This window comes from Bifidobacterium sp. ESL0820 (genome assembly GCF_052606235.1).
This window is the reverse complement of sequence record NZ_CP199594.1, coordinates 2,039,406-2,064,867: the sequence shown is the minus strand read 5'-3', so window position 1 is coordinate 2,064,867 and position 25,462 is coordinate 2,039,406. Positions and strand designations below refer to the sequence as shown.

The window sequence follows — 25,462 nt, the reverse complement described above, 5'->3', positions numbered from 1 at the left end:
CGCCACGAACCCTCCGACGCACAGTCGGATGGCCGACAGGCTCTACTTGCGTTCCACTTCCTGCATCTCGTAGGTCTCGATGATATCGCCGACCTCGATGTCGTTGAAGGAGCCCAGGTTGATGCCAGCCTCGTAGCCTTCGGACACCTCGTTGACATCGTCCTTGAACCGGCGCAGGGAGGAGATCTCCAGGTCGTTGATGGTGACCACCCCGTTGCGGGCGATGCGAGCCTTGGTGCCCCGCTTGACGGTGCCGTCCTGGACCATGACGCCCGCGATGTTGCCGAACTTGGAGGAACGGAAGATCTCGCGGATCTCGGAGTGGGAGGTGGTGACCTCCTCGTACTCCGGCTTGAGCATGCCCTTGAGCGCCGCCTCGATGTCCTCGATGGCGTTGTAGATGACCGAGTAGTACTTGATCTCCACACCCTCGCGGTCGGCCAGATCCTGGACCTGCCGGTTGGGCCGGACATTGAAGCCGATGATGACGGCCTTGTCGACCGTGGCCAGGTTGACGTCGTTCTGGGTGATGGCTCCAACGCCCCGGTGGATGACCTGGATACCGACCTCGTCGGATACCTCGATCTTCATCAAGGAGTCCTCCAAGGCCTCCACCGAGCCGGAGGAATCGCCCTTGATGACGATGTTGAGCATGTCCACCTCGGACTTGGCGAACTGCTCCTTCAGGCTCTCCAGGGAGACCACCTTGCGGCGCTTGGCCAGCTGAGCGGCACGGGCCGAAGCCTCGCGCTTCTCGGCGATCTGACGGGCGGTGCGATCGTCGGGCGCGACCAGGAAGAGGTCGCCGGCGGTGGGCACCGAGGTGAGCCCCAGCACCTGCACGGGCGTGGACGGGCCTGCGGCATCCATCTGCCGGCCGTTCTCGTCCAGCATGGCGCGCACACGGCCATAGGCCGATCCAGCCACGATGGCATCGCCCACATGCAGGGTCCCCTGCTGGACCAGCACAGTGGCCACAGCTCCGCGACCCTTGTCCAAGCGGGCCTCGACCGTGGCGCCGCGAGCGTCCATGTCGGGGTTGGCCCGAAGGTCAAGATCGGCGTCGGCAGTCAGCAGGACGGCCTCCAGGAGCTTGTCCACGTTGGTGCCCAGCTTGGCGGAGATGTCGACGAACATGGTGTCGCCGCCATACTCTTCGGATACCAGGCCGAACTCGGTCAGCTGACCGCGCACCTTCTGGGGATTGGCTCCCTCGACGTCGATCTTGTTGACAGCCACCACGATGGGCACATGGGCGGCCTGGGCGTGGTTGATGGCCTCCACGGTCTGCGGCATGACGCCGTCGTCCGCGGCCACCACCAGGACAGCCACATCCGTCAGCTCGGCACCACGGGCACGCATGGCCGTAAAGGCCTCGTGACCAGGGGTGTCCAGGAAGGTGATCTTGCGATCCTCCCCGTCCAGGGTGACCGTGGCCTGGTAGGCTCCGATGCGCTGGGTGATGCCGCCAGCCTCCTGGGTGGTCGTGTTGGTCTTGCGGATGGTGTCCAGCAACCGGGTCTTGCCGTGGTCGACATGGCCCATGACCGTAACCACCGGAGGCCTGGGCTGCAGGTTCTTGTCATCCTGGTCCTCGCGTTCTTCGTCCAGGTTGATGTCGAACTGCTGAAGGAGCTCCTTGTCCTCCTCCTCGGCGGAGACGATGCGAATCTTCCAGCCGATCTCGTCGCCCAGAATCTGGAAGGTTGCCTCATCCAGGGACTGGGTGGCCGTAGCCATCTCGCCCAGGTGGAAGAGCACCGTGACCAGGGCAGCGGGGTTGACGTTGATCTTGTCAGCCAGGTCGGCCAGGGTGGCGCCCTGGCGCAGCTTGACGGTACGCCCATTGCCAGCGGGGATGCGCACGCCGCCGATGACGGGTGCCTTCATCTCCTGGAATTCATGCCTCTTGGCCATCCGGTTCTTGCGGGCCTTGGAGGACTTGCCTCCCTGGCGGCCAAAGGCTCCGGCAGCGCCGCCGCGACCACGACCGCCGCGACCTGAACCGCCGCGGAAGCCGCCTGAGGGTGCCGACGAAGCGCCGCCGAAACGGCTGCCGCCCTGATGCGTCTGCTGGCCTGGACGGTTATGGCCCCACTGACCTGGACGGGCGCCCTGCCCGGAACGACCGCCACGACCATTGCGGAATCCGCTCCGGCCCCTTCGGGAGTCGTTGACGGTGGGCCTGGCCATAGGATGCGGCCTGGGGATGTCCGAAGGCATGGGAGCCTTCATCCCCTGCTTGCGGCTGAAAGGATTGTTGCCTGGACGAGGCGTGGATGCTCCCGGCCGTGCACCATGACGCGCTGCTGCAGCGTTGGATCCGCCGGGACGACCGTTGTTGCGCGACCCCTGGGGTCCGGGCCTGCCCATGGCTGAAGGCTTGGGCCCACGGGACTGGTTGCGCTGCTCATGCTCATGGCGGTTGCCCTGGGGGGCACCGGGCTTGGGGAAGTGGCCACCGGGACGCTGCTGACCCCGTGGCGCGTCGCCACCGGCCGAAGGCCGATGGCCCTGTCCGGGCTTGGGCCCAGGCGTGGACTGGTGGGTGCCGCCGGACTGCGGGCGGCCATGCTGACCCTGGCCGCTTCCATGATTAGGGCTGCCTGGCCGGGCATTTCGTGCAGCGGCCTGGCCAGCGTCGCCCTGTCCCTTCTGAGGGAAAGCGTTCTTGAGTCGACGAACCACAGGGGCCTCGACCGTGGAGGATGCGGATTTGACGAACTCGCCCATGTCTTTCAATTTCGCCAGAACAGTCTTGCTGTCTACGCCAAATTCCTTGGCCAGCTCATACACGCGTGCTTTGGGCACTTACTTTCTCCTTACCGGACCGCGCATATGACCGGCGCGATCACTCTTTGATGACGGCGAACATATCCTGTCTCATCGTGCGACCATGATCGTGTTACCTCGTCTCTGTGCCGGGGCCGACGGCATGAACCACCGGACTCGGGATACCGGATCCAGCATACTCGTGTCGTCGGATGTTTGCTCTCAGGCGTCTTCACCAGCAGCCGAAGCCGATTGCGCCTGCAGCTCACGCAATTTTTGCTGGTGGGCCTCCTCGGATTCGATGCCGATCTTCCATCCGGTCAGCTTGGCGGCCAGACGGGCATTCTGTCCCTCTTTGCCAATGGCCAGGGAAAGCTGGGCGTCCTTGATGAAGGCAATGGCGGTGCGGTTGGACTCGCTGACGATCTGCACCTGGCGGACCACGGCCGGGGACAGGGCCGCCGCCACGAATTCGGCGGGATCCTTGGACCAGTCCACAATGTCGATCTTCTCAGGTCCCAGATTCTCCATGACGGCACGCACGCGAGCGCCAGCCGGACCGATCAGCGCACCCTTGGGATTGACCCCCTTGGTGTTGGCGCGGACCGCGATCTTGGTTCTGGCCCCGGCCTCACGGGCAATGGCCATGATGGAGACTGCACCGGAGACCAGCTCGGGCACCTCCCGCTCAAAGAGGCGGCGAACCAGCTCCGGGTGGGAACGCGACACGATGATTTCCGGCCCCTTGAGCCCACGGGAGACATTGACCACGTAGACGCGGATCCGCTGGCCGTGCCGGTAATGCTCTCCAGGCACCTGCTCGCGGCGGGGCAGAATGGCCTCGACATTGTCCACGGCCACATGCACATTGCCGGGATCGCTGGCATCCTGCTGTACAACCCCAGTGATCAGATGGCCCTTCTGGCCCGAGAAAGCTCCGAAGACACGCTCGTCATCAGCCTGACGGAAGAGCTGGCGGATGACCTGGCGGGCTGTGGAGGCTGCCAGCCGATCGAAATCCTTCGGTGTGTCGTCGTATTCCTCGCCCAGGTCATATCCCGGTTCAGGCTCTTCTGGCGTGGGCTCGCGAGCGATCTCGTCCTGTGCCCAAATGGTAAAAGTCCCCGCACGTTCGTCCAGCTCCACCCGTGCGTGCTTGGCTGCGTGAGGCGACTTCTGGTAGGCCAGAAGAAGAGCCTCGCTCAGTGCTTGATCCAAGGTCTCGGCATCAATCCCTTGTTCGTGTGCCAGCTGATGAATTTCAGCCAGGTCCAGTTCCATGTCAAGACCTCCTATGAAGTTATTCAGACCGTGCTTCTTTTAGTCTGCAATGCCTACTATTCTAGCCTTTCATGCAGACACAGCCGGTTCCTGAATACTACGGGTGGGCGAGTCGTCGGCCAGCGATCCTGGCACGACGGATGAGGACCGGCATCGCAGCACTTCTGCTGGCCGTCACCATCTCAGGATGCGCACCCTCGGCGGTGCACATCAGCCAGCACGACCCCGACAACCTCCGCCCCACCGCCTGCGAACAGGCATGGACGCGGGCTCGGCAATCGGAACGGCTTCAAAAGGATCAGCCAGACAGCCGATCCCAAGCTTGGGTTCAAGCGGCTCGCGAGTGCCCTGCTCGCCTGGACGAAGCTACGGTACACGCAGCCCAGGCTTTGGCGACTGCCCAGAGCGGGCAGGGTGATCGTCGAACAGCTACGTTGAGGCTGGTCCAGGCTGCACAGCGGCTGGATCCGCTGGCCAAGGCGCTGCCCGCCGAATTAGCTGATCAGGCCATCACCGGCGAAGACCGTTCCGGATTCGAACTCTCGGTCCTTGCGGCCCGCAAGACGGATGCTGCATGGATGCTGACCCTAGCCGATGCGCACACTGCAGCTGCGCAGGTCCTGGTCGGCCAGGCCAAGCACGATCCCAGGCAGGGGGTCTATCCCACCACTGATCTGCTGGCGCACCCCGACGAGTGCACCGATCCTGCCAACGGCATACAGGCCCCTACCCCTGCCCTGATCGAGATGGATACGGCCCGGGCCCTTCTGGCTGTGGGGAGGAAGCTGAACGGCTCCTCAGGCACCATACGAACTGACGCCAGCCAGAACGCGAAAAGCCGCCAAGAGGCCACATCGGCCCTGGTCAACATGATCGTAGCCCACTTGTCCATGGCCATGAACCTCGGCTACCCGGCCACTTCGTCAGCCCTGCTGCAGGCACCAAAGCGCTGACGTCTGGGACGGACCCTCCAGCAGCAGGCTGCTCTGATCACACTCTCAGGTCTCCTCATCCGTATATGCGAGCAAACCCTGCCAATGCGTGCGCAAAACCTGATTCATAATGAAGATCGATCGTCAAACACACTAAACTAACCATCTCTTACTGCAGATTTCACGAAACTTTGCGGGTGGCGTTAAAGGTGCAGGCAGTGATATTATAGAACGTGTTCCACAGGAGCATTCCCTAGGAACGCGGGGGGTATGAACCCGTACAATGCAGGGGGCGACCCGGTGCAGGCCATCGCATCGCCTTCTGCATTGGACGGTCTTTTATTTGCTCAGCATCGAAGCTCAGATCCGTTTCAGACTGCCTGCGGCATTACGCCAGCATCCGACCCAGTCGGCAAACCGACAGTGATCTATAAGGATGCGGCCGCCCTTGTTCAATCAGCTGACAGAACCAGACGCCCGTTCCGAGAAGGCTTCCCCTCACCCATCCCCAGGCAACCGGTGAATTCCCGACCGTCCGAAGAAGTGATGGTTACTGTGCTTCCTGAGCGTTCCGCCTGGAAAACCAGGCTGCTTCCATCTTCCTCGGTCACCGTCGCACTGGCTCTTCCATCGTGAGCCAGGAAGACCGAGACCGTAGAATCGGTTCCATAAGCATATTCTGTTGAGTCCTGTCCCTGGCGGGTGACCAAAACAGTCCCGTCGCGCACCCAGAGCGGAACCGTATCGAAGCCATGCTTTTCATGCATCCACTGGCCGGACTGTCGGCAGTCCACCTGGCGGCCGGTGAACCAATCCGTCCATACCCCCTTGGGCAGGTAGTATTCCACATCACCCGTGTAGGAGAAGACCGGCGCCACCAACAGCGACGGCCCCAGCATATACTGGCGGTCGCAATCCAGCGCCGTCCTGTCGTCAGGGAACTCCATGAACATGGAACGCATGACCGGGAGGCCGCGCTCGTGTGCACCAAGTCCGACCTGGTAGAGGTAGGGCATCATGGATATCTTCAACCTGGTGAACTTTCGCAGCACGCTCACTGCGGTCTGCTCAGGAGGATTGACCACTCCCCTGCGCTGATCCTCCTCATCGAAGAGCCAGGGGACTCGGTAGACAGTGGAGCCGTGCAGCCTGGAGTGAGAGGAGAGCAGTCCGAACGCTATCCAGCGTTTGTAAACGGCAGGGTCGGGTCTTGCTCCTTCGAAACCGCCGATATCGTGGCTCCAGAAACCAAAACCGGAACTTACCAGCGACAGGCCGGCCCGCAAGGTCTGCGCCATGCCGTTGAAGGTGGATTCGCAGTCGCCGCCCCAGTGGACAGGCTGCTGCTGGCCTCCCACCGTGGCCGATCGGGCATACAGGCAAGCCTGCCCTTTTCCGCACACCTCTTCGATGGCCTCGAAGACGGTCTGATTGTACAGTTGCGTATACCAGTTATGCATGCTCGCAGGATCCGAGCCGTCGAACCAGACCACATCGGCAGGGATGCGCTCACCGAAATCGGTCTTGATGGCGTCCACTCCTTGCTTGAGGAGATGCTTGACGTGCTCTTTGAACCACTTGCAAGCGTCCGGATTAGTGAAATCCACCAACCCCATGCCGGCCTGCCAAAGATCGGTCTGCCATATGTCTCCATTGGGCTTGCGAACCAGGTAGCCCTGGTCTGCAGCCTGGTCAAAGAGGGCGCTTTCCTGCCCGATATACGGATTGATCCAGGCGCAGACATGCAGCCCCTTCTCACGGTGGAGGCGTCCCAGGGTCCCCTCTATATCAGGGAAGAAGCGTCGATCCCATTGGAAGTCGGTCCAGTGGAATTCCCTCATCCAATAGCAGTCGTAGTGAAAAACGCTCAGGGGAATATGCCGTCGAGCCATGCCATCGATCATGGATGTCACGGTCTTCTCGTCATATTTCGTGGTGAAGGATGTGGTCAGCCAGAGACCGTATGACCAGGCGGGGACCTTGGCCGGACGACCCACCAGAGCCGTGTATCGCTCCAGGATTCGTTCAGGATTCGGTCCGGCGATCAGATAGAAGTCCAGAACTTCGCCGGGTACGCTGAACTGGACGGTCTCGGTGTTCTCCGTAGCCACCTCGAAGGAGACATGCCCGCGGTTGTTGACCAGAACACCGTAGCCCTTGCTGGTCATATAGAAGGGAATGTCCTTATAGCCTTGCTCGCTGGCTGTGCCGCCATCTTCGTTCCAGATGTCTATGCTCTGCCCGTTCTTCAGATATGGGCCGAACCTTTCGCCAAAGCCGTAGACCCTTTCCCCGACTGACAAGCCAAGTTGAATGGCAGTGAAGACCGGAGACTCATCATAGGCCCTGGCCGTGGGCGCTACGCCGAACTCCCCCACCGGTTGCGTACTTACGGCGGCGTCGGGAGCCAAAGCGAACCTTGCCAGAGACTTGCCCCTGGCATGGGTGAGCTCCTTGCCCTCGCAGGCAAAAGCCATGTCGAAGACGGGCCCCTTGGTCATGGTCAGGCTCAGGTTGCCCGATGTCAGAGTCACCGAAGCCCCATCCTCTCCGACCTCGCCGTCGCCAGCACCTTGAGCGCTGGCCTTGACGAATCCGGAATCAGGATCCTGCTCGTGCACAGGGAAGCCCGGACAGGTCCTGGTCCCCTTCCAATGGGTTGCCTGCACCCGGATGATCCCTTCAGCCGGCGAGGTGGCATGGATCCGGAAGGTCGGCAGGTTCAGAGTGTCGGCCCTGCCGGTCACGACCCTTGTCGTAGCCAGGACATCGATGCTCCTCCCATCTGGCCCTACCGACAATTCATAGGGAGAACGTGCGTAGAGAGCCTCGACGCCGGGCCGGGTCAGCCAATATCCATTGGTGAACTTCATGTTATTTCACAGCTCCTGTAGTAATGCCCTTGGAAAGGGTCCTTTGGAAGATCAGATAGAAGATCAGCGTGGGCACAATGCTGATAAGCGAGGCCGCAGCCGTGGTGGTCACATCCATCAGCCTGTCTCCAGTCAACGACGCTATGGCAATGGGCACCGTCTGCTTGGAATTATCAATTAGGAAGGCCATGGGAATCATGTACTCATTCCAGGTCCAGATGAAGAAGAAGACCAGCATGACGCTCAGCGTCGGCTTGGAGATGGGGAAGACGATGTCTTTGAGAATCCTCCACCGGCTGGCCCCGTCGATTGTGGCAGCTTCCAAAATGGCCTTGGGGAAGGTTCCGTAGACGCTGGACAGAAGATAGGTGCCGAATGCGCTCTGGATGACCGTGAATATGATGACGATCGACCATTGTGAGTTGTATAGGCCCATGGCCTTGAACATGATATAGAGCGGATAGAGCAGAGCTTCCTGCGGCATCATGTTAGCCAGCATAATCAGCAGGACGATCCAGCGCCTGCCCTTGACGCGGCCGATGCCCAGAGCGAAGGAGTTGAGCACCGACAGCCCGACAGCCAGGAATGACACCAACGCACAAATCCATACGCTGTTCCAGACTTTCTGAGGGAATCGAACTCTGGTCCAGAATTTCACCAGTCCAGCGGCACTGAATTCGTGCGGCCAGGAAAGAGGACCCGAGGCGTTGTAGTCCGCCGTGGTTTTGAAGGCGTTCAGCAGAAGAACAAAAAACGGAAAGAGCATGATCAGTCCGCCGACGATCAGCAAGGCCAGGATCAGCCAATCTCCTGTCGTCCTATTTTTCCGTGCTTTGGGAATCTTGCTTACAGCTGTCATGATGCTACTCCTCGTCCTCTTGCTCGACCCGCTGCTGGACGTTGGTGAAAACGACAGAGATCACGATGATGACGATGGTCAGAGCCGTGGATATGGCGGCGCCATAGCCGACCTGTTGCGATTGGAAGAACTGTGTGTACGAATAGTATGAGGGCACAATGGTGCTGTCGCCCGGCCCTCCCTTAGTCAGCATGTACACCGGAGCGAAAACCTTCAAGGCTGCGATGGTGCAGGTCAGGGCCACCACGAAGATTTCCGGCTTGATTGCCGGCAGGGTAATGACTTTGAACCGCTGCCACCAGTTGGCCCCGTCCAGACTCGCTGCCTCGTAGAGCTCAGGATCGACACGCTGCAGACCGGACATGAATATGACCAGGGGATAACCCAGCTGGATCCAAATCATGATGATCATCAGGAATATCAAGGCGGTGTCGGGCGATCCCAGCCAGTTGTGCTGAAAACGTCCCAACCCCATGCCTTTGAGTATGGCATTCAGAGCGCCGTTCTCGGGTCGGAAGATCCAGCCCATGACCAGCGCCGCCACCGAGATAGGCAGGAGCTGAGGGAAGTAGTAAACAGCGCGCATGGTTGAAGCGGTCTTGGCTCCGAACCGTTTTTGGACCACATCGAAAACCAGCGAGGCCAGAAGCAGGCCGATAAGAATGGGAATGACGACCATGGCCACGATCATCCAGATGGAGTTGCGGAAAGAAGCCCAGAATGTAGCATCCCTGATCAGCCGCGACCAGTTGTCAATCCCGATCCACCGCGGAGGTCGTATCCCACGGTAGTTGGTAAAGCTTAAATAAATATTCCAGATTGCCGGCACGATGATGATCCATAAAAGAACCAGCAGCCCCGGTATCAGATACCACCAGAATCGATTGGAGGGATTGCCCGGTATCCTGGACATCCCGCGTTCCTCATCGGTCTTGGCAGCGACCGGTGCAGGATTTGCACTTCGAGATCCCATTGTTCGTTTCTCCTCAGCCTGAAAATGTGTCTATCAGGGCCCGCCGCAGATTGCAGCGGGGCGGAGGCCGGCGGCTGCCTGATCAAGAGCGCACCCGCCGGCCTATGGTTTGACTACTTTTTCAGCCCCGATGTCTCGACGCCTTTGTCATACTTGCCCTGGAGCTCCGTCAGCACGGCCTTGGTGTCCTTGGTCCCGTTGACCAACTCCTGCAGACCCGCATTGAGCTCGTCATAGAAGGTTGAGGTAGGCCAGTCCGGATAGTAGCCCAGACGATCATCCTTGATGACCTGGTTGAAACCGGCGATCAGCTCCTTGCTCTTGGGATCGCTTATCTGGGCAGGATCTGCTGCAATGGGCAATCCGCCGGAGTTGCCCATCAGGTTCTGATTCTCTTTGCTCAGCGTCATGTCGATGAACTTCGCTGCAGCGTCCTTTTTCTTGGAACGCTCGGGAATCACCCAGATGTTGCCCGATCCGCCGGGAATCTTCTTGGTCTCGGGGAAGAGGCCGACCTCCCAATTGACATTGGGGATGTCGCTTTGGAAACGTCCGAACCACCAAGAGCCCGAGAAGAGCATGGGGTAGGTCCCCTTCATGAAGTTCTGTCCGGCATCCTCGGCTTTGAGACCCGTAGAGTCTTTGCTGATGTACCCCTTGTTGACCCAGTCCTTGATGGTATCAGTGGCATAGGTCATGGCCGGGCCTTGCCAGTCCACCTTGCCGTCGTAGCGCTGATAGGCGTTGATCAAGCGCTGATCGGCTTTTTGCAGGACCAACTGCCACCAGAGATGTTGAAGCGGGTATTCAGCCACACCCTCAGACAAGGCTGTGACGCCGTTGTCCTTGAACTTTTGCATGGCCTGCTCCAATTCGGACATGGTCTTGGGTATGGCTATGCCGTACTTGTCGAACATGTCCTTGTTGTAGTACATGATCACCTCCTCGCCATAGGTGGTGATGCCGTACCAGTCGCCGGATCCCATAACGCCCTTCTCGTCATACCGGCCCGGGACCGCCAAGGATCCAGTGATCTTCTTGTTCCATTGGTATTTCTTGACATAGTCGTTGAGGTTGGACAGCAGGCCCTGGCTTGAAAGCAGGCCCGCAGTAGCGTTGCCTTTGTTGTACTCCATCACATCCGGGGCGTCATCAGAGTTGAGGATCTGGCTGGCGTTTTGCCTGATTTGCTCGAAGGTCTTCTTCTCGAAGTTGACCTTGATGCCGGTCTTCTTCTGGAAATCAGCAATGGCCTGCTTCCAGGCCTTGCCCTGGGCGCCGTTATCCTCCTCGTAATACCAGATCTTGATGGAATCAGGATGCTCCTCTTGGGCGCTGTCACTGCCGCCGCATCCGGATAAGGCCATGATGCCCGCCAGACTTGCCACAGCCGTAACAGCTGCCATGATTCTCCGGGGAAACTTCATCGCTCCTCTTTTCCTAGCTTCATCGCTTGATGATTCTCCTTATTGGACAACCATTTGATAATTTAATGATTTGACTATAATTGACATAGTATTTCGACGTTTTTCGATAACCTATGACACTACCGGGGCTCAAGTTTTCCGCCATTGTGACGGCCTGGGCGCCATCGCAATCGCTTACGGGCCTCAGTCATGTGGCCGAACCGGGCCCACAGATCCCCTGCGCTTGTAGTCGGAACGCATCAGCTCCACTGTTCCCGGCTTTTTCCCAATGCCTTCCAAACACTCCATCAGCATGTCCACCCCGCGGGAACAAGTTTCATGCGGCATCATGGGAATCTCATCAAGAGGACGCTCGAGAACGGAAGCATTGCCAAAAGTGCTTAAAGCCAGCATGGAAATATTCTTCGGGATCGAAAGCCCTCGTTTTGACAACGCAACAATGGTGTTGTTCATGTGGCTGATGCTGGTCTGGGCCATTATCGCCGTTATCTCAGGGTCCAACCGGAAAGCCTGATCGATCAATTGACTGACATGCCTGGCATCGTCGCCGGTGGAACACAGGAAAGTCGTCTTTATACCCAGCACCCGGGCCCTGTCTATGGCGGCCTTTTTGGTCCGAACCAGGAAATTGGAACCTTCCTCGTAGGACTGACTGTTGGATCCGATCATGAGCATATGCCGATGGCCCATCCGATAGAACTCATCGACAGCACGTCGGCCCATGGCATGAAAATCCACGTCAACGGAAAGCAGTTTGGACGAATCTCTGGCATATCCAATGGAGACATAGGGCACCAAGGAGGTATGTGCCTGGGCTACCCGCGGATCTTCCATGGTCACATCCAAGAGGAGGACGCCATCGATCATGCCACTGTATGACATTCTCAGGAGTTCGTCCGTATCGTCCTCATCCATCAAAAGGACCACGTTGTAGTGGTAGTGTCTGGCCCTGGCAACTACGGCGAAGAAAAAGGTGGCGTAGTTCGAATAGTCGGTATAGGGATGCATTGGCGAGCTCAGCACGATCAGATGGGTTCTGCGGTCCCTTCGGAGCATGGCGGCACCTGACCTAGGGTGGTAATCCAATTGCTGGACTGCCTTGAGAACCCTGATCTTCGTCGCGTCGCTTACCGGTCGCTTGCCCGAGAATACATAGGAAACAGTACTTATGGAAACTCCCGCCAGAGCGGCCACGTCTTTGATGCCGACCAAAGGACCTCCTTCAGCAGGAAGGCATGAGCCCCTTTATCTCAATCGTGCACATGCCATCACCAGACAGTATACGAAAAAAGGCCCCGACCGTCGGGCCGGGACCAGTGGGGGCGGTTGAGGCGAGATTCGAACTCGCGGAGGGAGTTGCCCTCACACGCTTTCGAGGCGTGCTCCTTAGACCGCTCGGACACTCAACCATGGTCGTTGCCCGACACTGCCGAACAACAACTTTTCTATTATGCCACAGAGTCCCTACTAGGCAAGCGGCGTGGCGCAGGCAACGGTTGCCATGAACAGGCAGAGGGTCATAGTGTACGGCGGGCTCGGATGGCCTGAGCCCGTTCAGCCAGCTGGTCATCAGGCGGGTAGGCCACATGCTCCAGGGTCAGACCCCGGGCATCTATGGGACCGGTGGAACCTTCGCGCAAGGGGTTGGCCACCTTGTCGGCAAACCATGGCACGGACCGGCGCCCCAGGCCCACCTGAATGCATGCTGCTACCAGTGAGCGAACCATATTATGGGCAAATGCGTCAGCGACGATCCGAAAGACGGTCAGCCCGGATTCCATGAAAGTCGGAAGGTACCCGACAACACTCTGGTCCGGAGCCGCACCGAACAGATTCACGGCCGGGACCAGATCCCAGTGTGCGGCCAGGACCTTGCGGATGGTCGTGCCGCCAGGGTTTGGCCTGGCGAAGGATCCGAAGTCATGCAGGCCGATACACGCTCTTGCGGCCTCGTTCATAGCTTGCAGATCCAGGCTCCCCTCCAGATCCAGCACATAGCCCCGCATGCGGGGATCCCCTGGCTGGCCCCCCTGGCTGACCCGATACAGGTAGGTGCGTTCCATAGCAGAGAAGCGGGCATCGAATCCCGCAGGGGCCAATCTAAGACCGAGCAGAACGATGTCGGCAGGCAGCAGGTGCCGGAGACGGCGTTCCAGGGCCACAACACCATTGACCTCCATATGGCCCCTGCAGGACTCGAGCACAACATCGGGAATGTCCAGGTGCGCCACCTGATGAGATGCGTGGACCCCGGTGTCGGTTCTGCCAGCCACGACCAGTCTTGGTTCCCAGACGTCATGGTTATGAGGAACTCCGCCTTGTGAGCTGCGGGCTCCAGTGATCAGAGACAGAGCCTGCTCAATGCAACCTTGGACCGTACGAAGCCCTGGCTGCCGGGCCCAGCCATGGAAGCCGCCACCGTCATAGGCCAGATCCATGCGCAGCCTGACAAGGGACATCTTCCCTTCCTGACCTTCCATCAAGACCTCCCTGGCAGCAATGACAAACGGGGCCGGAGAGCCATGCTCCCCGACCCCGTCATCGAATGCAATAACCGATTACTCGGCAGTCTTCTCGGCATCCTCAGCCACGTCGGCATCTTCCTCAGCCTGGGCTTCGGCCTGATCCGCCTTCTCAGCGGTCTGTTCCAGATCCTCTGCGGCCTGGTCGGCCTGGGACACGTCCTGATCGGACTCGTTGGCCTCGACGGCCTGGTCGACGGCATCCTTGGCAGCGCCTTCGGCGACGGCGGCGTCAGTGGCCGCAGCCACCTCGGCATTGTCGTCCTTGGCGGCCACCTTGGCTGCGGACTCAGCCTCCTTGACGACGGCCTTCTTGGCCGACAGGGGCTCGGTGACCAGCTCGATCACGGCCTGGGGGGAGTTGTCTCCGCGGCGGGGCGCGATCTTGGTGATGCGGGTGTAGCCGCCCTCACGCTGCTGCATCTGCTCGGCGATCTGCGTGAACAGGATGTGGACCACAGACTTGTCGCGGATGACGCGCATGACACGACGGCGGGCAGGCAGATCCCCACGCTTGGCGAAGGTGATCAGCCGCTCGGCCAGCGGACGCAGGCGCTTGGCCTTGGGCAGAGTGGTCGTGATACGGCCGTTGGCAAAGAGGCTGGTGGCCATGTTGGCCAGCATCAGCCGCTCGTGCGCCGGGCTGGAGGCCAGACGTGGGCCCTTGCTAGGTTTTGGCATTGGATTATCTCCTTACGGCCCGGGAGGACAGGTGGGCATACGCCCGAACATCCGACTTCCCGGAATTGCTGTCAGCAGGCGACGGAACCCTTCCCCTCGCCCGCTCATACGAAGGCTGCTGCACTTCACTCGTCGTCAGGCGAGAAGAAGGTGCCTCCCTCGAGATTATTGGTGTCGAAGCCCAGCGGGGAGGCCTTCAGCGACAGCCCCATGCCCTCAAGCTTCTCCTTGACCTCGTCGATGGACTTCATGCCGAAGTTGCGGATGTCAAGCAGATCCTGCTCGGTATGCGAGACCAGCTCGCCGATGGTGTGGATTCCTTCGCGCTTGAGGCAGTTGTAGGAACGCTGCGTCAGGTTCAGGTCCTCAATCGGCACGGACATCTGCGGATCCGCCTCTTCCACCACCGGTTCGGGTCCGACTTCCACACCCTCAGCCTGAGTGTTGAGCTCGCGGCAGAGGCCGAAGAGCTCGACCAGGGTCGACCCAGCGGAGGCCACCGCATCACGCGGCGAGATGGCAGGCTTGGTCTCCACATCCAGGATCAGCTTGTCGAAATCCGTGCGCTGCTCGACACGGGTGGCCTCGACCTTGTAGCTGACCTTGAGCACGGGAGAGTAGATGGAATCGACCGGGATGCGGCCGATCTCATCGTTGTCCTGCTTGTTGAGCTGGGCCTGGACGTATCCACGCCCACGCTCCACCGTGAACTCGATCTCCAGCTCGCCATCCTCGGCCAGGGTCGCGATATGCAGATCAGGATTGGCCACGGTGACGCCGGCCGGCGGGGTGATGTCCCCGGCGGTGGCCTCGCCCTTGCCGTTCTTGCGCAAATACATGACCACAGGCTCGTCGTACTCGCTGGTCAGCACGATGCCCTTGATGTTGAGCAGGATCTCAGTGACGTCCTCCTCCACACCAGGCAGCGTGGTGAACTCGTGCAGGGCACCCGAGATGCGGACCGAGGTCACAGCCGCTCCCGGTATGGAGCTCAGCAGGGTACGACGCAGGGAGTTGCCCAAGGTGTACCCGAATCCGGGCTCCAGCGGCTCGATGGTGAAACGGGAGCGCTGGGCATTGACGACTTCTTCAGTAAGAGTCGGACGCTGTGCAATAAGCACTGTTGCTATCCTTTCAGCTCCGACCGGTGGTGCACTCACCGGTCTTCGCGGGTGGATTCATGGGTTTTTTAGTGCTCAGACGCGACGGCGCTTGGGAGGACGAACGCCATTGTGTGCCTGTGGGGTCACATCAGAGATGGAACCGACCTCCAGGCCTGCGGACTGCAGGGAGCGGATGGCGGTCTCGCGGCCCGAACCCGGGCCCTTGACGAAGACATCCACCTTCTTGACCCCATGCTCCATGGCCTTGCGGGCTGCGGATTCGGCGGCCATTCCCGCTGCGTAAGGGGTGGACTTGCGGGAGCCCTTGAAGCCTACGTCGCCGCCTGAAGCCCAGGCCACTACAGCACCGGAAGGATCGGTGATGGAGATGATGGTGTTGTTGAATGTTGACTTGATATGCGCCTGCCCGACCGGAACCGACTTGCGATCCCGACGACGAGGCTTGCGCGCGGCCTGCTTTGCTGCTGCCATTGATCCTCGTTTCCTTGTCACGAATAACTGATTGCTAGTGCGAATCACCGGGAACCCTCATCCCCGCTTCGCATTCGGCCTTACTTGGTCGCCTTCTTCTTTCCGGCGACGGTGCGCTTGGGCCCCTTGCGGGTGCGGGCGTTGGTCTTGGTCCGCTGGCCACGCACGGGCAGGCCCCTGCGGTGGCGCTGGCCCTGATAGCAATTGATCTGGATCTTACGGCGAATATCGGCGTCGATCTCACGACGCAGATCACCCTCGATCTTGTAGTTTCCCTCGAGGTAATCACGCAGCGTAATGAGCTGCTCGTCCGTGAGATCCTTGACGCGGGTGTCCGGATTCACTCCGGTCGCGGCAAGTGTTTCCTTGGCGCGAGTACGCCCCACACCGAAGATGTAGGTGAGGGCTATCTCTATGCGCTTCTCGTTGGGGATGTCGACTCCGGCAAGACGTGCCATTGCGATTCCTTTTTGTTCTACGCAGGTCGTGCACCGAGTCTTCCGGTCTCCCGGCCCGGGCCTGCGCACCCGGGGTTCAGCCTGTCGGCTGTGACTCAGCGCCTTTGGTGTTCGTTGCCGCTGGGAATCCGCTCAGCCCTGGCGCTGCTTGTGGCGTGGGTTTTTGCAGATCACCATGACGCGGCCGTGACGACGAATCACGCGGCAGTTCTCGCAGATTCTCTTCACACTAGGGCTGACCTTCATGGTTTTCCTTTGCTTGTGTACCTTGTTACTTGTACCGGTACGTAATCCGTCCGCGGTTCAGATCGTAGGGACTCATTTCGAGCACCACCCGATCCTGGGGCAGAATGCGGATGTAGTTCTTGCGCATTTTGCCGGAAATGGTGGCCAGCACCAGGTGCTTGTTCTCGAGCTCGACGCGGAACATCGCATTGGGGAGGGCCTCGACCACACGCCCTTCCACCTCGATCACACCATCTTTTGCCATAAGCCTTCTATCCGATCCTCGGCCGGTTACACAGCGCGCCGAAAGACACGCCAAATGGTAAGTATAGCATTGATGGGCCCAAAATTGGGCAATAGCGTGTTGACACGACAAAAGGGCCGTCTGAACGGCTGTCGCTCAATCAGTATAGCAGTCATTCAGACGGTCCGATAAGGACCCGAACCCCTCAGTCCTCGATGGCGATGTTCTGCGTGTTGTCAGCCGGTTCGATGCTGGTCTTGGGCAGGGTCACCTCCAGGGTGCCGTTGGCATAGTGGGCATGAATGTCCTCCTGACGAACCTTGTCGCCTACATAGAAGCTGCGGGAGCAGGACCCGGTGTAGCGCTCACGCCGAATCCACCGGCCCTGGTCATCCTTGTCGCCCTGGTCACCGTTCTTCTGGGCGGAGACGATCAGGTAGCCGTCCTCCAGACGCAGGCCGATGTCTTTCTTGTCGAAGCCGGGCATGTCGATGGAGAGCTGGTACTGCCCGTCCTTCTCGCGCACATCCGTGTTCATCAAGGGGCTGTTCAGCGCGTTCTTGGCGCCCTGGCCCTGCCGACGCCCGTCACGCCAGTTGTTGAAGAAGGGATCGTCGAAGAAGTCGCCGAAGATCGAATTGTTCATCAATGCGGGAAACATAGCCATAATCGCATCTCCTGATTCTCTAAGTCAATAGTTTTTGCGGACCGGAACCCCGGGTGGACATCCTGACCTGTCCTCCCGGGCTCCCTGCCCTTCACTTTGTCCAAACCGCGGGAGCCAGGTTCCATACCCGATGTTCACCCAAGGAATAAAAGTTGAGTCTAGGAGACTCAACTTTCGTTATCAGCCTTGTCTGCCCTCCCTTGTTCTCTCATTCTTCGGGCCTTGAATGACCACATGTCAGACATTACGGGCCAGAATTCTTGTGACGTAACTTTGGGGCATTTACCATAGGATAAGATTCCGCCAGCCCCCGCAGGCTCTTGAGGGCGGACCCAATCGCATGTGGACCGGACGGACCGGCCATTCCTAGTCAAAGGAGCTCAGATGCTCACCAACGAATACATTAAGCGCGTATACCAGCAGGTTGAGAAGCGCGACGGCGACCAGCCGGAATTCCTGCAGGCTGTTCGTGAAGTTTTCTCCAGCCTGGAACCCGTGGTGGAACGGCATCCAGAGTATGAGGCCAACGGCGTGCTGGAACGTCTGGTCGAGCCCGAGCGTGCAGTCAAGTTCCGTGTGGCCTGGACCGATGACCAAGGCCATGTGCAGGTCAACCGCGGCTACCGGATCCAATTCAATTCGGCCATCGGCCCCTACAAGGGCGGCCTTCGCTTCCACCCGACCGTGACCGAGTCGGTCATCAAGTTCCTGGGCTTCGAACAGATTCTGAAGAATTCGCTGACCGGGCTGCCGATGGGCGGCGCCAAGGGAGGATCCGACTTCGACCCCAAGGGCCGCTCGGATGCCGAGGTCATGCGCTTCTGCCAGGCCTTCATGACTGAGCTGCAGCGCCACATCGGCCAGTTCACCGATGTGCCCGCCGGCGACATCAACGTGGGATCCCGCGAGATCGGCTACCTGTTCGGCCAGTACAAGAGAATGCGCGACGAGTACTCGGGCGTGCTGACCGGCAAGGACCTGACCTTCGGCGGCTCCCTGGCCAGGACCGAGGCCACGGGTTACGGCCTGTGCTACTACACCCAGGAGGCCCTGCAGACGCTGCGCAAGGATTCCTTCCAGGGCAAGACCGTCGTCATCTCCGGTTCGGGCAACGTGGCCATCTTCGCCACCGAAAAGGCCCAGCAGCTGGGCGCCAAGGTGGTAACGGCATCCGACTCCAACGGATACGTCTACGATCCCAAGGGGATTGACCTGGATGTCGTCAAGGACATCAAGCTGGGTCACCGCGGCCGAATTCGCGAGTATGCGGACCGTGTGGACTCCGCTGAGTACCACGAGGGCTGCAAGGGCGTCTGGACTGTGCCCTGCGACATCGCCCTTCCCTGCGCCACGCAGAACGAAATCGACGAGGAATCAGCAAAGACCCTGGTCGCCAACGGATGCACCGTGGTATGCGAAGGCGCCAACATGCCCTCCACCCCCGAGGCCATCCAGGTCTACCAGGACAACAAGGTGCTCTACGGACCCGCCAAGGCCGCCAATGCCGGCGGCGTGGCCGTCTCCGGCCTGGAGATGAGCCAGAACTCCCTGCGCCTGCAGTGGACCTTCGACGAGGTGGATCAGCGGCTCAAGGACATTATGACGGGGATCTTCCAGAAGTCCTACCAGGCTTCCAAGGAATACGGGCATGAGGGCGACCTGATGCTGGGCGCCAACGTGGCCGGCTTCACCAAGGTGGCCGATGCCATGGTCGCCCAGGGCATCCTCTGAGCCAGGACCTAGCCAATCTGAACAGAAGGGGTCCGACCTGCAGAAATTACGGGTCGGACCCCTTATTGCGCTTTAGCGGGCTGCCGAACTCATGCGACCAGCTGGTCGATGACCTCGGGATCGATCCGCTGATGCGGGTCGAAGTCCTTGGAGCCCAGATACCGGTAGATGCTGGCCTGAAGGGCCCGCGCCTCGGGATATTCGGTCAGATTCTGCAGACCCATGGAGGAGAGCAGAAGCCGGCCCTTCCCGCAGCGGCATTCCAGTAGCTGGGTCATGGGTCGCAGGTAGGCGTAGCTGTCCATCTCGGTGATGATGGACTGGTAGCGCTCGGGCAGGATGATGGCCCGCTGGGTGGCCATGGGCCACCACTGCCAGTCAGTGTGCGAATCGGTCGGAAAATCTGCGAAAACAGGATGGTCGGCCTGAATGAACTGCCCCATGGTGCCGCTCTGGTCCTTGAATGTCCCCACTGACCAGAAGTCCGTGGAGAAGTGGGCCTGAACGGATCCGGGCAGGGACTGGGCCGTGGAGTCGGGACTCAGATAGACTGTGCCCCCCTGGTCCAGGACCCGACGCGCCTGTTGGTCGAACCTCCTAGCCTCGTACAGACCGTCTGGCCGTTCTGGCTGGCTGTCCTGGTAGACCCAGACCGGATAGACGTTGGCCACACCGTCGATCTCCAGACTCAGACGGCAGCGTTGGTTGCCATGAATGCCGTCCAGAGGCAGTTCGAAGGTTCCCAGATCGGTCAACTTGCCCACCGGACAGGTGACCCGACGGAAGACATGTTCCAGATCAACCCCCTGGCCCTGCAACCGCAGCCGCAGATCACCCTGCAGTGTACGTCGACCGTAGTTGGCCACCTTGACCGTCCCTGAGAGCTTCTCCAGGCTGGTATAGGCATAGCGGTCCACGACTGCCAGCGGCAACTGGTCGGTGAAGAAGGACCGGAAGCGTTCAGGGCGGGCGAAGGGAAAGCGCTTGGGGTGTAGATGGGCATCCATCATGCCCACCAAAGCCGTGCCTTGTCCAGGAAAGTCCTGAAGACCCAGCAGCGAAAGCCCGGACATGGAGGGGGTTCGCAGGACGGACTCCACCTCCTCCCGGTAGCAGATCCGCGACAGTTCGCCTGTAGCGGCCACCCAGTCCTGCCAGGTGCTCTGGTCCAGGCCAGATTCACGGACCCTGTCACGAATCATTGCGTAATTGTCGGGACGGGTGACCCCGGTGAACTCCTCGATCTCTCGAAAGTCCGGCAGCACCTCATACTGGCCGACCTCGAAACCATAGACCGGAACCGTGCACTCTTTGCGGACTGCCAGCATGGAGTCCTCAAAACTGTGGGCAGTGCCCGGATGAACCGCATTGGTGGACCCACGCATGTTGGCGAAGCAGCAGCGCAGGTCATGGCCCTTGTAGGACTCTGAGGTGTAGACCTCGTTGCAGTCGTCACTGCCCAGCTGACCATAGTGCGGGTTGGAGGAGTTGGCATAGAGCCGGGTGTCATCGATGCTCCGGGCATCCTCGATAAGCTGAGCCATGCGCTGGTGGCCGGTCGCATCCGCAGACAGCTCGTTGCCCAGGGTGAGCATGACAAAGGAGGGGTGGTTGGCCAGGAAGAGCAGTGTCTGTTCCAGTTCGATGCGATAGTAGCGGTAACTGACATCCTCTTGGAAGGCATGATAATGGTCCCAGTGGGAGAGCTCGGGCTGCATCATCATCCCCATCCGATCCGCCGCGATAAAGGCCGCTTCGGGCGGGCAGTGCGAATGGAAGCGGACCACATTCACTCCGTATGACCGGTAGGCCTCCAGAATACGAATCCAGGAGCCCACGTCCATGGGCGGGAAGCCGGTCTGCGGAAACTCAGCACAATTGGCCTCGCCACGCAGGAAGAAGGCCCTGCCGTTCAGAGCCAGCCTCCCCCGCTCATCGGCTGCGAAGTCACGGATGCCGAAATCCGTGCTGACCCGCGAAAGCACCCTGGAACCGTCCGGCGGCAGGAGCTCGATTGTCATGCCATGCAGACAGCCCTGGTATTCGTCCCAGCGATCCGCATGGACGTCAAGCGGCAGATCGGGCCAGGTCAGTGTTCGCCGCCCAGGTTCCAGGTCTGCAGTGACCTCCAGAGGCTGGGCCAGTGCATCGGAAGAGAGCCTCAGGCGACCATGGAATCCTTGGCGCGAATCTACATCAGCCTCTACGCTCAGCGCATCGCCATGGGGGTAGACACGAACCCTATCCAGGAAGGTGTCCTCCTCCACACGCAGGCCGATGTTCCCCAGAAGCCCGTTCCAGTTGGTCTGGGTATGGTCAGTGGCTGTCGAGGAATCCAGAATGGCGTCGTGGGGCATGCCCTGGTAGGCGTTGTCGGAATCCACCTGCAGCAGGTCATCGCCCGTCAGTAGCCCGGTCAGCTCGAAGACATGCGGCGTGTTCAAGGTCTGAGGCCGATATGGCTCAGCCAGGCGTTCGCCCACCCTCACCTCCAGGCGGCGAGCGCGCTCCACCTCGAAGAAGATCCTCCGACCCGGCTGCGGGGTCCATCGAATCTGCCGGGACAGCCTGACAGTCCCCTCGAAGGCGTGCCGCCTGGTCAGCCGAGAGCCGATGGGGCCGGGCTTGCCACTGCCATAGTCAGCGGACAGCTCCTGATCATCATGTCCGAGTCCGTTGGTGTCCAGCGTGCCCGGCATCAGGACGGTTCCCTGCAGTTCAGGCGGGGAATCAACCCGCCAGGCTCCGGTCAATGCCACCTTGGTCATGCCTTCCTCCCGGTAAGAATTGCCCTGTGGTCCAATTCATCAGCGAACAACCCGGCCTGAATATGGCCGGCATCCAGTTCCAGCACCTGCTTCAGGCACTCCCGAGCCTGATCGATCTGCCCTGTACCGATGCGTGCCAGGCCCATCAGGTAAAGGCAGTGGACCCGGTTCATGCGGGTATAGTCCGCATCGAAGGTCAGGAAATCGGGCAGGGAGACCGCGAAATAGTCCTTTTCCACATGGTCGTCCAAGTGCTGCTCGCCGAAGTCCAGCAGCCGGTAGTAGCAGGCGTTGGCCGGACCCTGCTCGCCCAGGGCCTGATGGGCCAGCCCCTGGAAGAGGACCATCTCGGCGGGCTGATCGTTGTAATAGAGCGACTCCCCCACCTGCCCTGAACCCAGGCAGGCCAGACGGAACTCCTGATCCGCAGCTTCCTCGTCACCTGCTGATCGTCTGACCAGCCCCAGGTAGTAGTGCAGATCGTTGTCCTTCTGACCTTCCAGTTTGCCTTCGCCCAGGTTCTCCGGATAGGTCATGGCCCGCTCCAGCAGGCCCGCAGCACGATCCCAGTCCTGGACCGCCATGGCGTCCTTGGCCATCAGCGTCAGGGAGATTCGGTATTGGGCGGTGATCTTGCCCTCACCACCCTCCCATGGGTGGAAGTGCCGGCCGCTCATCAGCCGATAGGCGCGTTCGTAGCTGCCGGTCTGGTTGAGCAGACTCAGGTATTCGATATAGAGATCATCCCTGCGGGCCACAACCGCTGGATGCTTTTCAAATTCCGTCAGTCGACGGGCAAAGCTCCAGCCCATCAGCCTATGGAGCTGATCCCGCTCCAAAAAGACCCGGGCGTCTTCGGGATCCAACCGGCAGGCGGTCTCGATTTCCTGATCGGCGGCCTGCCAATCGTGTCTCTTGTTGCCGTAGGCGATGGCCAGGTTGCGGTGGACAGTGGCGAAGTCGGGGTCCAATTGCCGGGAGTGCTCCCAAAGCTTGATGGCCCGATCCGTCAGCGACTTGTCGTAGTAGAGGCAGCCCAGATAATAGGCTGCCTTGGGACCATCAACCATGTCCATGGCCATTCGCAGGGGGGCGATATCATCGAGGCTATTGGGGAAGCAATAGTCCGAAGGCGCCGCCTCGGCCGCCTGGAAGGCCTGCAGGGCCTGGTCCTTCCGACCCAGCAGGTGCAGATACCAGCCTTGATAATACCGGACCATGGGTTGATGCTGATCGGCCTGGTCCAGTAGTTGCAGCGCCTCCTCATAGGCGCCGAATGCGGCATAGTCTCGTGCCGTCCGCAGCAGGTTGAGGTAATCCCCGCGCATCAGTCTGGACAGCTCGTCCGGATCACCGCCTGCCAGAACCCGCTCGTAGCCGGATACGAAGTCGAAACGATCCAGGGCCAGGTTCTCGCGAACCGCCTGGTCCGCCTGATCCTGCCTGCCCAGCTGACGCAGCAGATAGGCCTTGAGCCCTCGGGCCCTGATGTTGTCGGTGTTGCGGGTCAGGGCACGCTGGACGAAATCCAAAGCCTGCTCCAGCTGGCCACGACATGCCGCAATGCAGGCCAGGCAGAAGAAGGCCCGTTCCTTTTGGGCATCGTCCCAGGTGGCCTTGTAGAAGGCGTCGTAGGCCTTGTCCATTCGTCCCTGATAGCTCAAGGCGAGACCCAGATTGTAATGAGCCTCGGAATCATAGGGTTGGCTGTTGCGCCAGGTCAGCCGCTTGATGGCCGTGCGGAAGTGCTGCTCGGCTCCGGCGAAGTCGCCACGTCGAAGCAGGAGTCGGCCGTAGGCGTTGTTGATGCGCGCATCGCCCGGGTCACGCTTGAGCCCCTCCAGATAGTAGGGATCAGGCCGGTAGGTGGCATGGCGGTATTGTTCCAGGTGCAGACCGGTCAGCAGCAGTTCCTCGTTGGTGGCGATACGTTCCGGCCGATCGGCGGCCTGTGCCGGCTCGGGAATCTTTCCATCGGCGGGCGGCTGTGGACGATAGCTGACCAGGAGCCGCCCTTGAGCGTCCTCCACCCGGGCTGTCAGTGCAGTGGCCGGACGGTCGCCTGTCTCGAATTCGGCCCTGACCTGATTGTCGGGGCCGAGGATGCCCTGCCACTGGTAGAGGATGGATCCGTCATCTGCCACGACCTGGACGCGCGCATCCTTCTGAACCCTTGTAGCGTAGACGGTGACTCGCCCTTGCCCGGCCTTCAGCCCCTGGGCCTCGATCCCCTCATGCTCGCCGGCAGCTCCGAAGGTCTGCTCGGGGCCAACCTCCAGGTTGAGGGCCGCATCAACGCTGGCGTTCTTGACCAGACCCACCTGCTTGTAGGGCATGAAGTACTGGGTGAAGGTCTTGCCTTCGTATGGCTTGAGCCAGGTGAAGTCAGGCTGGTTGTCGGTGAAGACCCCGGTCATCAGCTCCACGTAGGGGCCGTCGGCATCGGTCAGATTGCGATCCCAGGCATGGCCGAAGTCCCCGCATCCCCAGGTCCACTGCTTCTTGCCCGGGGAGATGTGATGGTCAGCCACATGCAGAATGCCTGCCTGTCGGGAAAAATCGTAGCCGCCGACGAAGTCATAGTCCGAATGGGCGGCCATATAAGAGGTGGGCACCGGCACGTTCTTATAACGGCTGATGTCCACTCCCTGGGAGTAGTCGTGCTTGTAGTAGGTTCCCGTGGCGATGGGATAGCGGGAGACGTCGCGCTTGCCGTGGTCCATGACCGCAGTGACATCGGGTGGCATGACGGTCCTGGTGTGCTCGTTGACCGCCACGGCCGGATTGGCCCACCAGAGGAAGGACTGGGGCAAAGGCGTGCCGTTGTAGAGCCTGGCCGAGATTTCGATGACGCTGACTCCGGGATGCAGGGCGATGGTGGTGGTGACCTGGGTGCCGTAGATGCGGTCGGTATCGTGGCAGACCACAGCCTTGCCACCGTCCGGCAGGTCCTTGAGCGTGCAGTCCACCGGAAGGAAGGTGCTGGGCCGATGGTGCTGTGGCCAGTTGAACTCGATACCCCCGGAGATCCAAGGGCCGGTCAGGCCTACCAGGGCAGGTTTGATGACCCGGTTGCGGTAGACGAAGTCGTAGCCGTTGGTCTTGTCCCGGGCATACTGGATGCGTCCGCCTAGCTCAGGCAGGACGGTCACCTCCAGGTATTCGTTCTCCAGAATGACCGCCTTGTAGTCCCGATCCTTGCATTCGTCCGAGATGGTCTCGATGACCGGGTAAGGATAGACCCGTCCCGAAGAGCCCTGGTAGACTCGATTTTCAATAAATTGCGGATTTTTGTCCGGTTTTCCGATCCCGTAGGTGGGGATCGTAAGCTCTGTGACCTTCACTGTGACGCCCATGGTCATCAGCCCCTTGTCTGCTCAGCAAAACTGTATATATTTGCTCTCAGTCTATAGTCGGAATCGGCCCTCAGAACTGCATAAATTGTTTGAAAATA

Annotated in this window: 19 protein-coding genes and 1 tRNA gene; 2 read left to right on the top strand and 18 right to left on the bottom strand. The window is 60.2% G+C overall.

Annotated features, from left to right (window positions below; genetic code table 11):
• Nucleotides 1-42 precede the first annotated feature (42 nt).
• The gene (gene infB / locus ACUIAH_RS08250) at nucleotides 43-2,811 is read right to left on the bottom strand and encodes a translation initiation factor IF-2 (protein WP_445340936.1); all 2,769 of its coding nucleotides are present in this window, start codon (nucleotides 2,809-2,811) and stop codon (nucleotides 43-45) included.
• A gap of 183 nt (nucleotides 2,812-2,994) precedes the next feature.
• Nucleotides 2,995-4,053, bottom strand: a complete 1,059-nt coding sequence (gene nusA / locus ACUIAH_RS08245) for a transcription termination factor NusA (RefSeq protein ID WP_121914088.1) — start codon at nucleotides 4,051-4,053, stop codon at nucleotides 2,995-2,997.
• A gap of 140 nt (nucleotides 4,054-4,193) precedes the next feature.
• Between nusA and ACUIAH_RS08240 the strand changes: the two genes are divergently transcribed.
• A complete protein-coding gene (locus ACUIAH_RS08240; protein WP_445340935.1) occupies nucleotides 4,194-5,006 on the top strand; it encodes a hypothetical protein in 813 nt (270 codons plus the stop codon).
• Nucleotides 5,007-5,437: 431 nt separating this feature from the next.
• On the opposite strand, the gene yicI is transcribed toward ACUIAH_RS08240, so the two are convergent.
• The 14 genes from yicI to ACUIAH_RS08170 form a co-directional block, all read right to left on the bottom strand.
• Nucleotides 5,438-7,858 (bottom strand): alpha-xylosidase, encoded by a 2,421-nt coding sequence (yicI, locus tag ACUIAH_RS08235; protein WP_445340934.1) that lies wholly within the window; start codon nucleotides 7,856-7,858, stop codon nucleotides 5,438-5,440.
• A 1-nt stretch (nucleotide 7,859) separates the two neighbouring features.
• Nucleotides 7,860-8,717 carry a carbohydrate ABC transporter permease gene (locus tag ACUIAH_RS08230; protein WP_045924802.1) on the bottom strand — a complete coding sequence of 286 codons (858 nt, stop codon included), beginning with the start codon at nucleotides 8,715-8,717 and terminating at the stop codon, nucleotides 7,860-7,862.
• 4 nt (nucleotides 8,718-8,721) lie between these two features.
• A complete protein-coding gene (locus ACUIAH_RS08225; RefSeq protein ID WP_445340933.1) occupies nucleotides 8,722-9,690 on the bottom strand; it encodes a carbohydrate ABC transporter permease in 969 nt (322 codons plus the stop codon).
• Between the two features lie 113 nt (nucleotides 9,691-9,803).
• A complete protein-coding gene (locus tag ACUIAH_RS08220; protein ID WP_257468522.1) occupies nucleotides 9,804-11,096 on the bottom strand; it encodes an ABC transporter substrate-binding protein in 1,293 nt (430 codons plus the stop codon).
• 204 nt (nucleotides 11,097-11,300) lie between these two features.
• Nucleotides 11,301-12,329 (bottom strand): LacI family DNA-binding transcriptional regulator, encoded by a 1,029-nt coding sequence (locus tag ACUIAH_RS08215; RefSeq protein WP_445340932.1) that lies wholly within the window; start codon nucleotides 12,327-12,329, stop codon nucleotides 11,301-11,303.
• 111 nt (nucleotides 12,330-12,440) lie between these two features.
• Nucleotides 12,441-12,526 (bottom strand) — tRNA-Ser (locus tag ACUIAH_RS08210).
• A 108-nt stretch (nucleotides 12,527-12,634) separates the two neighbouring features.
• Nucleotides 12,635-13,597: a tRNA pseudouridine synthase A gene (locus tag ACUIAH_RS08205; protein ID WP_445340931.1), complete on the bottom strand. Its 963-nt coding sequence runs from the start codon at nucleotides 13,595-13,597 to the stop codon at nucleotides 12,635-12,637.
• 78 nt (nucleotides 13,598-13,675) lie between these two features.
• Nucleotides 13,676-14,320 carry a 50S ribosomal protein L17 gene (rplQ, locus tag ACUIAH_RS08200; protein WP_045924807.1) on the bottom strand — a complete coding sequence of 215 codons (645 nt, stop codon included), beginning with the start codon at nucleotides 14,318-14,320 and terminating at the stop codon, nucleotides 13,676-13,678.
• 125 nt (nucleotides 14,321-14,445) lie between these two features.
• Nucleotides 14,446-15,441 (bottom strand): DNA-directed RNA polymerase subunit alpha, encoded by a 996-nt coding sequence (locus tag ACUIAH_RS08195; protein WP_445340930.1) that lies wholly within the window; start codon nucleotides 15,439-15,441, stop codon nucleotides 14,446-14,448.
• 75 nt (nucleotides 15,442-15,516) lie between these two features.
• Entirely contained in the window at nucleotides 15,517-15,915 is a 399-nt protein-coding gene (gene rpsK / locus ACUIAH_RS08190; protein ID WP_015022328.1) for a 30S ribosomal protein S11, read from the bottom strand.
• 80 nt (nucleotides 15,916-15,995) lie between these two features.
• Nucleotides 15,996-16,373 (bottom strand): 30S ribosomal protein S13, encoded by a 378-nt coding sequence (gene rpsM, locus ACUIAH_RS08185; RefSeq protein ID WP_015022329.1) that lies wholly within the window; start codon nucleotides 16,371-16,373, stop codon nucleotides 15,996-15,998.
• 132 nt (nucleotides 16,374-16,505) lie between these two features.
• Complete coding sequence (rpmJ, locus tag ACUIAH_RS08180; protein WP_015022330.1) at nucleotides 16,506-16,619, bottom strand: 50S ribosomal protein L36; 114 nt, start codon at nucleotides 16,617-16,619, stop codon at nucleotides 16,506-16,508.
• Nucleotides 16,620-16,644: 25 nt separating this feature from the next.
• Nucleotides 16,645-16,863: a translation initiation factor IF-1 gene (gene infA, locus ACUIAH_RS08175; protein ID WP_015022331.1), complete on the bottom strand. Its 219-nt coding sequence runs from the start codon at nucleotides 16,861-16,863 to the stop codon at nucleotides 16,645-16,647.
• Between the two features lie 184 nt (nucleotides 16,864-17,047).
• Nucleotides 17,048-17,509, bottom strand: coding sequence for an Hsp20/alpha crystallin family protein (locus tag ACUIAH_RS08170; RefSeq protein WP_029678055.1), 462 nt, complete (start codon nucleotides 17,507-17,509; stop codon nucleotides 17,048-17,050).
• Nucleotides 17,510-17,893: 384 nt separating this feature from the next.
• Between ACUIAH_RS08170 and gdhA the strand changes: the two genes are divergently transcribed.
• Complete coding sequence (gdhA, locus tag ACUIAH_RS08165) at nucleotides 17,894-19,240, top strand: NADP-specific glutamate dehydrogenase (protein ID WP_045924809.1); 1,347 nt, start codon at nucleotides 17,894-17,896, stop codon at nucleotides 19,238-19,240.
• Nucleotides 19,241-19,329: 89 nt separating this feature from the next.
• On the opposite strand, the gene ACUIAH_RS08160 is transcribed toward gdhA, so the two are convergent.
• Together ACUIAH_RS08160 and ACUIAH_RS08155 are read right to left on the bottom strand one after the other, a co-directional pair.
• The gene (locus ACUIAH_RS08160) at nucleotides 19,330-22,008 is read right to left on the bottom strand and encodes a hypothetical protein (RefSeq protein WP_445340929.1); all 2,679 of its coding nucleotides are present in this window, start codon (nucleotides 22,006-22,008) and stop codon (nucleotides 19,330-19,332) included.
• Nucleotides 22,005-25,364, bottom strand: coding sequence for a DUF5107 domain-containing protein (locus ACUIAH_RS08155; RefSeq protein ID WP_445340928.1), 3,360 nt, complete (start codon nucleotides 25,362-25,364; stop codon nucleotides 22,005-22,007). The genes ACUIAH_RS08160 and ACUIAH_RS08155 overlap by 4 nt, the downstream gene beginning before the upstream one ends.
• Nucleotides 25,365-25,462 lie beyond the last annotated feature (98 nt).